Raw genomic sequence first — 12,394 nt, 5'->3', positions numbered from 1 at the left:
AAGGTAACCAAATATTTCCAATTGCAAAAATTTCCTAATTTTGTTGATTCCCAACATAATATTTATATATTGTATTACTGTATAAATTTATGTATAGGAGCGCCAACTCCCAATCAGGACTAAACAGAATGGCAAAAACCCGGATCAAAGGTACAAGAAAACATCCCACAGCCCGTAGTTTATCTACGGACAGTCTTGCTATATTTTCACTTCCCATCAGCGTATTTCTTCAGAATAGTAATGCCGGCGTGCTGGTTACCAATGCAATGCACCGTGTTATCTGGATCAACCGGGTTTTTGAAGAAAATGCCGGGACCGATGCCTCTCATATTGCAGGGATGTCCTTTTCCGCTGTTATTAAATACTTTAGCCGTCTGGTACAACGTGCCGACGCCTTTGAGGAGAAAATGAAGGAGCTCCGCCAGAAAAAGAAACCTTATTTCGGCTGGGAACTGATTTTGACAGACGGTCGTATATATGAAGTAAGCTATAATCCCCTGATAGAGAAACGCCGTTTTATAGGCAGTATCTGGCAGATAGTGGATGTATCCAGGCACAAAATGCCCCGCTCCGAAATGGACCTGGCCCGTCGGCAGGCTGAAGAGGCCCGGGGTGCTCAGAAAGAATTCCTGGCCAGCATGAGCCACGAGATCCGGACACCTCTGAACGTTATCGTAGGTATGACCCATCTCCTGGAAGAAACCAACCTTGATGCCAAACAGCGGGATTATATCAACATCCTGAAGCACTCATCAGGTATCCTGATGGGACTTATTTCCGATATCCTCGACCTCTCTAAAATAGAAGCCGGGGAACTGCAGGTCAACCAGCGGGAATTTAACCTGACCGAACTGGTGCAATCCCTGCGACATACTTTTGAGCTGAAAATGGGCCAGCGGCCTGTCAGGATCTCTGCCAATATCGATCCCCAGCTGCAGAACAGGCTGGTAGGCGATGATATGCTGCTGAACCAAATACTTATGAACTTGTTAGGTAATGCAGAGAAATTCACCAGGGAAGGCGAAATCGCCATTAACGTAAAACTCGAATCCTGGCAGGAAGATAAACGCTGGGTACGCTTCCAGGTATGCGATACCGGTATCGGTATCCAGAAAGATAAACTGGAGCTCATTTTCCAAAACTATAAACAGGCGGAACAGGAGATCAGGGAAATATATGGTGGCACAGGATTAGGGTTAGCCATATCCAAACAGTTAGTGGAACTGCAGGGCGGAAGCATCTTCGTAGAAGAATCTCACGGCTACAGCACCTGTTTTTCATTTAATCTGCCCTTTATTGATACCCGCAAACCCTCAGTAACAAACACAAGGTCTGGAAATATGAGCAGGCAACCCAATTTCTCCACAGCAAAGGTACTGGTCATTGAGGATAATCCTATGAACCTCAGGTATATCATCAGTTTGCTGGAGAAATATAATATACAGCACCAGCTGGCCACAAACGGGCCGGATGCACTCTATTTTCTGGATTCCAGACTTTATGACCTGATTTTGCTCGATATTCGTATTCCTGGTCTGAATGGTCTGGAACTCGCCGAAAAGATCAGACAGGATGAAGCTAAACCAAACGTCGCCACACCGCTCGTGGCTACCACTGCCCTGGCCATGGAGAGCACTTTTACACAGGCAAGACAGGCAGGAGTCACTGATATTTTAACGAAACCTTATACGCCAGACCAATTATTGCAGGTGTTGAACAAATACCTGAATGATGATGAAACAGAACTAATAATGGAGGAATCTACTAACTTTTCCGGATTTGAATTCCATAACGAACTGGATGTAAAGTACCTGAATGCTTTATACGAGAACAATATCTCCTATGCCGCAGATCTCTTTGAGATCTTCCTGAAAACCATCCGGGAAGAAGTCGTAAAGCTTAGAAAACTGGTGGAAACCCGTGACTGGGAACAACTCAAATTTCAGGTGCATAAGCTGAAACCAAACTTTGCCATGGTGGGCCTAACCTGGATCACCAGTAAAATGCAGCAGCTGGAAAATACGCTCAACAATAACGCCAGTACCCCTCCTGAAGAAGTAGATGAAGTCTTCGCACGCATCTCACGTGACCTGGATAAATTCTATCCGATCATCGAACAGGAGTATGAAAGAATGAAAGAGCTGTTGTGAGCAGATATCAGAATGTATCCAGCACTTCCTTCACGCTATTGTAATAACTACCTCCGAACAGCAGCAGATGTACCATCAGCGGGTACAGCTGGCATACGCTGATACGTTGCTGCCAGTCATGCGCCAGCGGGAACATAGTCTGATAAGTATAGTAAAAACGGGTATCAAATCCACCGAAAAGTCTTGCCATGGCCAGGTCCATTTCACGGTTGCCATAGTAAACCGCCGGATCATACACACGCGCCCTGCCATCCGGCCCTACCATAAAATTGCCCGACCACAGATCCCCATGCACCAATGCCGGTGGTTCATCCGGGAATATCTGCGGTAACTGCCGCCACAAAGTCTCCATCTGCGTTACCATCTGCTTGTCGATAACATGACGGTCGTACGCCACCTTGGTTAAGGGCTGTAAACGGTTGAACGCGTAAAAAACAGACCAGCTGGTATAAGGAGTATTATATTGTTTGATCGTTCCGATATAATTGGCCTGCGGTAATCCGAAATGTGCCTGCGTATGCCGGTGCATACGGGACAGGCCCGCCGCAAAATTCTCCCAGAAATCAGGATTGGCGCCGCCTTTCTCTATAAATTCAGTGACCAGGAAAACTTTCCCGCCCGAACGGCCTGTGGCCAGCGGACGTGGAACTGCCAGCGTATTGGTGGCATAAATTGATTCCAATCCCATAAACTCCCGCTCAAACATATCAGGATAGCTGCGCGCATCATTCATTTTCAGGAATAGCAGACCGCTATCTGTATTCAGCTTAAAAGTTTCATTTATATCTCCACCGGGTAATTTTTCTGCGTAATTAATATGTATTTTCATTCCCGACTGACAGGAAAGTGCAGATGTCAGCTCACCCATTAATATTTCATCGGTCATTTGTTTAGTAGGTTGATATGGATTTTAAAATAAAGATACAGGGCATAGGAATACGTATACTGATAACCATTTTGTGTATTTGCCTGTTGCAGGCTTTGTTTACATTGAGTGACAGGTTTTCTGGTTACTATTTTCATAGGTTATACAGTTGGATCAGTTTACTTCTCCGCCAGGTTCTGGGGAAAGTACCTTTCAGCGTTGGCGACGTAATTTATGCCGCCTGGATTATAACTCTGATTGTTTATTTGTTAAATATATGTTATAAAATTATAAAAAGACAATGGGGACGCCTCGGCCTTAAGATTTTAACGGGTATTCAGTCCTTACTGACTGTATATCTTGTCTTTATGTTGTTCTGGGGATACAATTACGATCGTAACTCCCTGGAGAAAGACCTTCGCCTGGATGTGGAAGACTATACAACCGACCAGTTATATCAGCTGACAGACACCCTCCTGCAACAGGTGAACCGGTGTAAAATAGCCCTGGGCGACAGTATCAATGCCACCCACCCCGGCGCCGACAGTGCCGCTATGTTCAGCCAGGCTGTCATGGCCTACGATCTGGCCAGCCAGCAATGGCCCAGCCTGCAGTATAAAAATACCTGTATCAAGCCCTCCCTCTACAGCCAGCTGCTGAATTATATGGGGGTAGGCGGTTACCTGAACCCTTTCACCGGTGAGGCCCAGGTCAATGTGACCACTCCCGGCTTCCTGCACCCCTTTACCATCTGCCATGAGGTGGCCCATCAGTTAGGATATGCACCTGAACAAGAAGCCAATTTTGTGGGTTATCTTGTAGCAGATCATTCTCCCGATGTCCGCTTTCGTTATGCTGCTAACTTTGAGATGTTTATGTATAGCGTGCGCCAGCTAAGAAGACAGGACACCACATTGGCCGGACAGCTGTGGCGCAGAACTGTGCCGGGCATCAGGGCCGATATGCGGCAGATGAGGGACTTTTACGACCGTTACCGCAGCCCGGTAGACGACTACACCGCGATGATCTATGATCAATATCTTAAAGCTAACAGACAGGAAAAAGGTATCCACAGCTACAGCGAAGTTGTAGGGTGGCTAATCGCTTACTTCAAGATCAGATAAATATGATGACTAAAGAACAACAAAGATTACAACAGAACGGATGGAAGAAATGGGGATCTTATGTGAGTGACAGGCAATGGGGAACTGTCAGGGAGGATTATAGCGCCGATGGCAGTGCCTGGGACTATACCACCCACGATATGGCCCGCAGCAGGGCCTGGAGATGGGGGGAAGACGGTATAGCCGGTATCTCCGACGATAAACAGTTATTATGCTTCTCCCTGGGCCTGTGGAATGGGAAAGATCCTATCATGAAAGAACGCCTCTTCGGCCTCACCAACGCACAGGGCAATCACGGAGAAGATGTAAAAGAGCTATACTACTACCTCGATGCCACGCCTACGCATTCCTATATGAAAATGCTGTATAAATACCCGCAGCAGGCTTTTCCCTATCAATGGCTGATAGAAGAGAATGCCCGCAGGGGGAAGCATGAAGAGGAGTTTGAAATAATCGATACCGGTCTGTTTAATGATGATAAATACTTCGATGTATTCGTTGAATATGCCAAAGCCGGTACAGATGATATCCTGGTGAAAATCACTGTGCATAACAGGGGGAACGAAGCTGCAGACCTGCACCTGGCGCCCACTGTCTGGTTCCGTAATACCTGGGCATGGGGCCGTCACGATTATAAGCCGGCCCTGTGGGCGGAAGATGATCGCGCCATCCGCATTTGTCATGAAAAGGTGGCCGTACAATACCTTTACCAGGAAGGGGACGGACAGCTGTTATGCTGTGAAAATGAGACCAATTACACCCGCCTGTACAATGTAAACGGCAACACGCCCTATCCGAAAGATGGTATCCACGACCATATTGCCTATGGCGCCGATACTGTCAATCCTGAAAGGAAAGGCACCAAAGCCGCCGTACATTATAAATTATCCATACCCGCCAAAGGATCTGCCACTGTACGTTTACGTTTGTCGGACAAACAGGCGGCCAGCCCTTTTGCAGACTTTGACACGCTTTTCCAGACACGCCTGGCGGAAGCAGATGAGTTCTACGCCGATATCCAGTCTACCATCAAAGACGAAGACGAGAGACTGGTACAGCGCCAGGCACTGAGCGGTATGCTGTGGAATAAGCAATTCTATTCCTACAAGGTACAGCAATGGCTGGATGGAGATCCTGCGAACCCGCCGCCCCCCTCCGAAAGGTTGAACGGCCGTAATAAGAACTGGAAGCAACTGAACAACGAAGACATTATCTCCGTACCCGACAAATGGGAATTCCCCTGGTACGCCGCCTGGGACCTGGCCTTCCATTGCGTTACACTTGCCATGGTGGATCCTGACTTTGCCAAACAGCAGTTACTGATGCTGACGGAGGAATGGTATATGAATGCCTCCGGAGAATTTCCGGCCTATGAATGGGCTTTCGGCGATGTCAACCCTCCCGTACATGCCGGCGCTACCTTCAGGATCTTTAAACAGGACGCTGCTATTAAAGGCCGTAAGGACTATGAGTTCCTGGAGGCCGTATTCCATAAGCTGATGATCAACTTCACCTGGTGGGTGAATCGTAAGGATAGCAATGGCAGTAACATCTTCGAAGGAGGTTTCCTGGGACTGGATAACGTGGGCGCCTTTGACCGCAGTATGCCGCTGCCCAGTGGCGTCAGGCAGGAACAGGCAGATGCCACCAGCTGGATGGCCATTTATGCCCTGAACATGCTGCATATTGCCCTGGAACTGGCCAGCTACAATAAAGTGTATACCGGAATGGCTACCAAGTTCTTCGAACACTTCCTGTACATTGCCGGCGCCATGGCCAGTATGGGGGATGTCAAGCATGGCCTGTGGGATGATAAGGACCAATTTTATTACGACCAGATCCGTATGCCGGACAACAGGGTGGAACGGCTGCGTTTGCGCAGCATGGTGGGGCTGATACCCCTCTTCGCGGTGGAAGTTATATCGACTGAAACACTGAAAAATAACCCTGCTTTTGAAAAGAGAATGTCCTGGTTCCTGCGTCACCGGCCCGATCTTGCGCAACTGGTTTCCCGCTGGAATGAGGAAGGCAAGGGAAATAAACACCTGCTTAGCCTGTTGCGTGGTCACCGTATGAAGAAATTGCTCTCCAGGATGCTGGATGAAACAGAATTTCTGAGCCCCTATGGCGTGCGTTCCCTTTCCAAAAATTATGATGAAAATAGTCCTTTCACCTTTTGTCAGGATGGAGTGGAACTGAGCGTAAAATACCTGCCGGGGGAAAGCGATAGTTATACCTATGGAGGCAACTCCAATTGGCGGGGACCTGTCTGGATGCAGATGAATTTCCTGATGATAGAAAGCCTGCGGAAATTCCACTTTTTCTATTCTGATGATTTCAGGATAGAATACCCCAGCCGTAGCGGTAAGTTCTATTCCCTGAAGGAAGTAGGTACTTTGCTGGCCTGCCGCCTGCTGAAGATCTTCCTGAAAGACGAAAATGGCAGAAGGGCTGTGTTCGGCAATAATGAGAAGCTGCAGCATGATCCCCACTTTAAAGACAATATTCTCTTTTTTGAATATTTCCATGGGGAAAACGGGAAAGGCCTGGGCGCTTCTCATCAGACCGGATGGACCGGTTTGGTGGCTAACCTGATCAAAATGAAGAATAATCCCTGATATATTGCCCTTTGGATCTGTATATAACTTCGTTCCTTCTATGTCTATCTTACGCTCATCTTACGTTCATGAACGTAAGATGAGCGTAAGATAGACATAGAAGGAACGAAGCTTGTACCTGATCAGAACGGATTTTGTCCTAATCAACGCTCTAGTTCAGCAGTAGTACATTCACACTACGTTGTAATATATTAAAGGCTATTTCTGCCATCAGGTTCTCTTTATCCAGGGTAGGGTTCACCTCTGTAATCTCAAAACAGCAGATCTTACGGTGCTGCATGAATTTAGAAATCAGGTCTTCCACCTCACGTTCCCTTAAGCCATTGGTAACCGGGGTACCGGTACCCTTGGAAATGGATGCATCCAGGCTATCCACATCAAAAGAAACATAAATGTATTCGCAGTCACTGAGGTAACGGAATACCGAACGGGCGATTTGTTCCGGTCCTTTACGGCGTACTTCATTGGTAGAGATCACCTTCATCCCATAGGTCTTGATCAGGTGTTCTTCCTCTTTTTCATAGTCCCGCAGGGAAATGAATACGATATCCTCCGGCAGTATCTTGGGCGAAATGCCCCCGATATTTTTCAGCGCTTCCCATGTTTTGATAGTATTATCATCCAGGTCATGCACCTTACATTCCAGGTTATCTTCCCCAATAGATATCGCAACCGGCATGCCATGCATGTTGCCGGAAGGGGTAGTGAAAGGGGTATGCAGATCGGCATGTGCATCGATCCAGATAGCCCCGAGTTTAGCTTTGGGATGGGCCATTTTCAGGCCTGCAATAGTAGCTCCCGCAGTACTGTGGTCGCCGGAAAGCACCACCGGAAACCAGTTTGTTTTCACAGTTTCACAGACACTTTTACTGATTCTTTCGTATAGTGTTAGTGTTCCTTTGATTCGTTTGGCATAGGGTGATTCTATGGGTTCAAAAAGCAGCTTATTTTCTGTTTCTATAGCCTCAGTAGGGAAGTGCACAAAAAAATTGCTCATGAAGTCCAGAGCAGCTATTTTAATAGCCTCTACTCCCAGGCTGGCTCCACGTGTGCCTGCCCCAATTTCCGACTTAACCTCAATGATCTTGATATTCTTCATAAAAGAAAGTTATCCTGCTACAAGCTACAGGATTTTAACAGAACCGTTTTCCTCCCTTACTATTGAGGTGTATATCCACTTGCCATAAACGATAAAACAATTGCAATAAGGACGCTGTATCTTCAAATAATCTTTAATGTTTTGATAAGAATGATGGATAACAATGAATTTTAGAGGTGGTATTTTTTTACATGGGTATTAAAAAATAGATTTGGTTACAGTTATGTACCAAAACAAGTAAAAAAAGATTCCATGGATTTTCAACTTACTGAAGAACACCTCATGATACAGAAAGCGGCACGCGATTTTGCCGTGAACGAACTACTCCCCGGCGTAATAGAACGAGACGAAAAGCAGAAATATCCCGCAGAACAGATCAGGAAACTGGGAGAACTGGGCTTCCTGGGTATGATGGTTGACCCGAAATATGGTGGCGCCGGACTGGATACCGTGTCCTACGTGCTGGCCATGGAAGAGATCTCCAAAATAGATGCTTCCACTTCGGTATGTATGAGTGTGAATAACTCCCTGGTTTGCTGGGGACTGGAAACTTATGGTACGGAAGAACAGAAACAGAAATACCTGGTGCCGCTGGCTAAAGGAGAGATCACAGGAGCTTTCCTGTTAAGCGAGCCGGAAGCCGGTTCCGATGCTACCTCTCAGCGTACAAAGGCAGAAGATAAAGGCGATTATTACCTGGTGAACGGCACCAAAAACTGGATCACCAATGGCAACAGCGCCAGCGTGTACCTGTTGATCGCCCAGACATATCCTGAGAAAGGCAGTAAAGGTATCAACGCCCTGATCGTCGAAAAGAACTCGCCCGGCATTACGGTGGGAGCTAAAGAGAATAAGATGGGCATCCGCGGTAGCGATACCCACAGCATTATGTTCCAGGACGTCAAAGTACCGAAGGAGAACAGGATAGGAGAGGACGGCTTTGGATTCAAATTTGCCATGAAAACATTGGCCGGCGGACGTATCGGTATAGCCTCTCAGGCACTGGGCATTGCCAGTGGCGCATATGAGCTGGCCGTTAAATACGCCAAGGAAAGAAAAGCCTTCGGAAAAGAGATCAGTCAACACCAGGCCATCCAGTTCAAACTGGCAGATATGGCCACCCGTATAGAGGCATCCCGTTTATTATGCCTCAAAGCAGCACGGGAAAAAGACCTGCACCAGGATTATACCCTCAGCGGTTCAATGGCGAAGGTATTTGCCTCTGAAACCGCGATGTGGGTTACCACAGAAGCCGTACAGGTACATGGTGGTTACGGATATGTAAAAGAATACCACGTAGAACGTCTGATGCGCGATGCCAAAATAACCCAGATCTATGAAGGGACAAGCGAAGTGCAGCGTATCGTGATAGGGCGGGCGATATTGGGCTAATAACGCTGAATATGCCCCTTGAAGAAGTGAACTTATAGCGCCATTTGCACTGGTAGGGATTAATCCCATTAATCCCTACTTTTGCACCATGTCAGTCAATTTACCTGCTTATCAGCAAATCAATGAACAGCTGAAACCTTATAACGCCAAACTGGTAGCTGTTTCCAAAATTAAACCACCGGCAGATATACAGGCATTGTATGATGCAGGGCAACGTATTTTCGGGGAGAATTATGTACAGGAACTGCAGGAAAAGCAACCGATCCTTCCGGCAGATATACAGTGGCATTTTATCGGGCATCTTCAGTCCAATAAAGTAAAATACATCGCCCCGTTTGTATCCATGATCCATGCGGTAGACAGCTTCAAATTGCTTGAAGAGATCAATAAACAGGCAGCTAAAAATAGCCGCACTATTCATTGCCTCTTGCAGGTGCATATAGCCGTAGAAGAAACTAAATTCGGACTCAGTGAAGAAGAACTGGAACAACTGCTGGAAACATACAAACAGCAGGAATCTCAACTTGCTAATATCCGTATTGCCGGTTTGATGGGGATGGCCAGCAACACTGAAAATATGGAGCAGGTAAGGAATGAATTTCGCCAGCTGAATACACTCAGGCAAAGCCTGAAATCCCGTTTTTTCCCGGATCAGGATGCACTCACTGAATTATCAACAGGCATGAGTGGCGATTATACGATCGCACTGGAAGAGGGTAGTACCATGGTACGCATCGGCAGCATGTTGTTTGGCGCCCGCTACTAAAGAAAATATCACCCAATTTTTCAGAATGAATATCACCACCTTTACATGATATATGAAGGGCAGCTATTTCGGAATAGCTGCCCTTCATATATCATCTCCTTATATTCTTTAATTTATCCGGATCAAGTACGGTAGAGATCCGTAATATTTTGTTATCATCAGGAGAAATTGAGAATACCTGACAACCGTACAGCTTTTCGTCCAGGAAGAACAGCAATGCCGGCTCGTGATTGATCAGGGTGAATTCGAAAGTGAAATTCTTCTGATATTTATCGAACACAAAGGTCAGCAGCTGGGATACATCGTGTAAACCGCTACAGAACTTCTTCACCAATTTAACTTTACCGCCGCCATCTGCATAGAATACAATATCCTGTGAAAGCAGATTCTCCAGTCTTTGTACATCGCCTTTACGGAGGGCATGCAGGTATTGATCGAGTATAGCTGCAGAAACAGTTTTATTGCTGAGTGTTGATCCCTGTTTATGCTCATCCAGTTTTCCCTTTGCACGGCTGAGCAGTTTCCGGGATTGTTCAACAGTACCTGAAAGGACTTCGGCTATCTCTTCATGAGAATAACCGAAGCCTTCTTTCAGTATAAATACAGCCCTTTCTTTAGGGTTGAGTGCTTCCATCAGTATAAGCATTGTATATGAACCAATATCCCGGAGGTGAAGCGCTTTATCCGCTTCTTCCCCTGTCGCTACAGGTTCAGGTAACCAAACCTCTTCATAATTGACCGTTTTACGCTTGTTTTTAGCATTGATCGACTGATTAATGACACTGCGCACCAGGTAGGCTTTCTCATTTTCTATCCCTTCTCTCTGGGTAGATATATAATTGGACAGCACATCCTGTATCGTATCCTTTGCATCTTCTACAGAACCGAGGATATTATAAGCGTATGGGAACAACGTGTGTTGATAATCTTGCAGCATATGTCTATTGAATGATCGGTGCTAAAAATAAGAATAGTTTTTTAAGCGAACTGGCCAACCTGGTAATGACCTGGTACAGTTCTGAAAGTTTTGTTAAGCCTGTTCCAGACATTGACAGTTCCAACTGCCAGGGCCAGCGTAGCTATTTGATCAGTGGTAAAATGATCGGTCAGGGCATCATAAATATCATCGTTGATATCCTGTTTATTGGCATTGGTTAGCGCCTCTGTAAAGGCCAGTGCTGCCTGTTCTTTTTCATCGAAATAAGGTGTTTCTCTCCATGCGATCACGCCATGCAGCCGCTGATGTGTTTCTCCGTGATGAATAGCCTCTTTGTAGTGCATATCAAGGCACATTGCACAGCCATTGATCTGGGATGCACGGTAATACAGCAGGTCGAGCAGTTTCTGGTCAATGTCGCAGTTTTGCAGATACATACCGGTTTTAAATAATCCGGCAAATAGATCTTTAGGCAGTTCCTGGAATGAAATTCTCTGTGTCATATTCGTAGTTTTTAAAGGTAATTAAATCGCTTACGGTAATATGACAGGTCAGGAAATAAAAACGTGACAGGATTTTAAAAAAAAATTATGGAGCGGCCAGGAACGCGAGTATTTTGGCCAGTACCTGCGGGTCCCTGATAATACGGTAATGACCTTCTCCGCTGATCTTAAACGATTCTACCTCAGGATGTTGCGATAAAAAAAGTTCAGAACGCTCAGGTGGGATGACCTCATCATTTTCATCATAAATAAATAGCATGTGGTCCACTTTTATGGATCTGAAGTGTTTATGCATATCCATGTCCATCAGGTCATCTTTTAGTGTATTCTGCACGATGCCCGGTACTACTTTCCGCACTTTGTCATTAAGTCCCAGCATGTTATAAGCGTCGTCAAAAATAACGGGTGCTGAAGTAGAGGGTGTCATAATGATCAGTTTAGGGATATGTACCTTTTCCCTTGCCAGGGTGAGGGTAGCCGCTAATCCACCAAATGAATGCCCGATAATGGCATAGAGATCCTTATAGGTATCCAGGAAGGCGGTGACCACATGCATCCACTGAATAAGGTTACTGTTTTTGCCTCCCGTAAATCCATGGGCCGGCTGGTCAAAAGAAATGACCTGGTAATGATGCTCCACAAGTGTTTTGATCAGATGGCTGAAATCAAGTGCACTACCTCCCCAGCCATGCAATAACAGGATCTTCTTGTCGCCCGTGCCCCAGGTATAGGTTTTTACCTTTATCTGTTGTTTGCTGAAGGCATATGCCGTCAATGGCGTATCTGTTTCTGTGGCAGCTTCCCTGAGTGTCAGATGATGCTGGCGAAAAGATCTTTTAGGAGGCTTGCTGAAAAAATGAAGGAACGTTTTGGCCGCTATCCGTGGAGATATACTGCCAATGATCGAAAAGGCTAACTTATATTTTTTCATGACGTTGCT

Annotated in this window: 10 protein-coding genes; 5 read left to right on the top strand and 5 right to left on the bottom strand. The window is 46.1% G+C overall.

The window, feature by feature from the left end; genetic code table 11:
- The first annotated feature begins 128 nt into the window (after window positions 1–128).
- Entirely contained in the window at window positions 129–2,150 is a 2,022-nt protein-coding gene (locus F3I09_RS22485) for an ATP-binding protein (RefSeq protein WP_188133915.1), read from the top strand.
- Window positions 2,151–2,157: 7 nt separating this feature from the next.
- Here F3I09_RS22485 and F3I09_RS22480 read toward each other — a convergent pair whose 3' ends face one another.
- Window positions 2,158–3,036: a fructosamine kinase family protein gene (locus F3I09_RS22480; protein ID WP_149697295.1), complete on the bottom strand. Its 879-nt coding sequence runs from the start codon at window positions 3,034–3,036 to the stop codon at window positions 2,158–2,160.
- A 17-nt stretch (window positions 3,037–3,053) separates the two neighbouring features.
- On the opposite strand from F3I09_RS22480, the gene F3I09_RS22475 reads away from it, so the two are divergent.
- Together F3I09_RS22475 and F3I09_RS22470 are read left to right on the top strand one after the other, a co-directional pair.
- Complete coding sequence (locus F3I09_RS22475) at window positions 3,054–4,139, top strand: DUF3810 domain-containing protein (protein WP_149697294.1); 1,086 nt, start codon at window positions 3,054–3,056, stop codon at window positions 4,137–4,139.
- A gap of 2 nt (window positions 4,140–4,141) precedes the next feature.
- Window positions 4,142–6,757 (top strand): glucosidase, encoded by a 2,616-nt coding sequence (locus F3I09_RS22470; protein WP_223233342.1) that lies wholly within the window; start codon window positions 4,142–4,144, stop codon window positions 6,755–6,757.
- A gap of 151 nt (window positions 6,758–6,908) precedes the next feature.
- Here the strand turns inward: F3I09_RS22470 and F3I09_RS22465 are convergent, their stop codons facing one another.
- Window positions 6,909–7,856, bottom strand: coding sequence for an arginase (locus F3I09_RS22465; protein ID WP_149697293.1), 948 nt, complete (start codon window positions 7,854–7,856; stop codon window positions 6,909–6,911).
- A gap of 252 nt (window positions 7,857–8,108) precedes the next feature.
- Here F3I09_RS22465 and F3I09_RS22460 point away from each other — a divergent pair, with 252 nt between their 5' ends.
- Both F3I09_RS22460 and F3I09_RS22455 read left to right on the top strand, forming a co-directional pair.
- Window positions 8,109–9,248, top strand: coding sequence for an acyl-CoA dehydrogenase (locus F3I09_RS22460; RefSeq protein WP_149697292.1), 1,140 nt, complete (start codon window positions 8,109–8,111; stop codon window positions 9,246–9,248).
- An 88-nt stretch (window positions 9,249–9,336) separates the two neighbouring features.
- The gene (locus F3I09_RS22455; protein ID WP_149697291.1) at window positions 9,337–10,014 is read left to right on the top strand and encodes a YggS family pyridoxal phosphate-dependent enzyme; all 678 of its coding nucleotides are present in this window, start codon (window positions 9,337–9,339) and stop codon (window positions 10,012–10,014) included.
- A gap of 91 nt (window positions 10,015–10,105) precedes the next feature.
- Here F3I09_RS22455 and F3I09_RS22450 read toward each other — a convergent pair whose 3' ends face one another.
- From F3I09_RS22450 to F3I09_RS22440, 3 genes are all read right to left on the bottom strand, one after another.
- On the bottom strand, window positions 10,106–10,951 hold the full coding sequence (locus F3I09_RS22450; RefSeq protein ID WP_149697290.1) for a sigma-70 family RNA polymerase sigma factor: 846 nt from the start codon (window positions 10,949–10,951) through the stop codon (window positions 10,106–10,108).
- Window positions 10,952–10,992: 41 nt separating this feature from the next.
- A complete protein-coding gene (locus F3I09_RS22445) occupies window positions 10,993–11,454 on the bottom strand; it encodes a carboxymuconolactone decarboxylase family protein (protein ID WP_149697289.1) in 462 nt (153 codons plus the stop codon).
- An 85-nt stretch (window positions 11,455–11,539) separates the two neighbouring features.
- Window positions 11,540–12,385, bottom strand: a complete 846-nt coding sequence (locus F3I09_RS22440) for an alpha/beta fold hydrolase (protein WP_149697288.1) — start codon at window positions 12,383–12,385, stop codon at window positions 11,540–11,542.
- Window positions 12,386–12,394: the final 9 nt, after the last annotated feature.

The sequence above is a fragment of the Chitinophaga sp. CF418 genome, assembly GCF_900142925.1.
Taxonomy (GTDB): domain Bacteria; phylum Bacteroidota; class Bacteroidia; order Chitinophagales; family Chitinophagaceae; genus Chitinophaga.
The sequence above is the reverse complement of the archived record's forward strand: the minus strand, read 5'-3'. Positions and strand labels throughout refer to the sequence as shown.

Excerpts from the sequence above, each read along its gene's own strand:
- F3I09_RS22485 (WP_188133915.1), top strand. The coding sequence starts at position 129 with ATGGCAAAAACCCGGATCAAAGGTACAAGAAAACATCCCACAGCCCGT.
- F3I09_RS22480 (WP_149697295.1), bottom strand. The coding sequence starts at position 3,036 with ATGACCGATGAAATATTAATGGGTGAGCTGACATCTGCACTTTCCTGT.
- F3I09_RS22475 (WP_149697294.1), top strand. The coding sequence starts at position 3,054 with ATGGATTTTAAAATAAAGATACAGGGCATAGGAATACGTATACTGATA.
- F3I09_RS22470 (WP_223233342.1), top strand. The coding sequence starts at position 4,142 with ATGATGACTAAAGAACAACAAAGATTACAACAGAACGGATGGAAGAAA.
- F3I09_RS22465 (WP_149697293.1), bottom strand. The coding sequence starts at position 7,856 with ATGAAGAATATCAAGATCATTGAGGTTAAGTCGGAAATTGGGGCAGGC.
- F3I09_RS22460 (WP_149697292.1), top strand. The coding sequence starts at position 8,109 with ATGGATTTTCAACTTACTGAAGAACACCTCATGATACAGAAAGCGGCA.
- F3I09_RS22455 (WP_149697291.1), top strand. The coding sequence starts at position 9,337 with ATGTCAGTCAATTTACCTGCTTATCAGCAAATCAATGAACAGCTGAAA.
- F3I09_RS22450 (WP_149697290.1), bottom strand. The coding sequence starts at position 10,951 with ATGCTGCAAGATTATCAACACACGTTGTTCCCATACGCTTATAATATC.
- F3I09_RS22445 (WP_149697289.1), bottom strand. The coding sequence starts at position 11,454 with ATGACACAGAGAATTTCATTCCAGGAACTGCCTAAAGATCTATTTGCC.
- F3I09_RS22440 (WP_149697288.1), bottom strand. The coding sequence starts at position 12,385 with ATGAAAAAATATAAGTTAGCCTTTTCGATCATTGGCAGTATATCTCCA.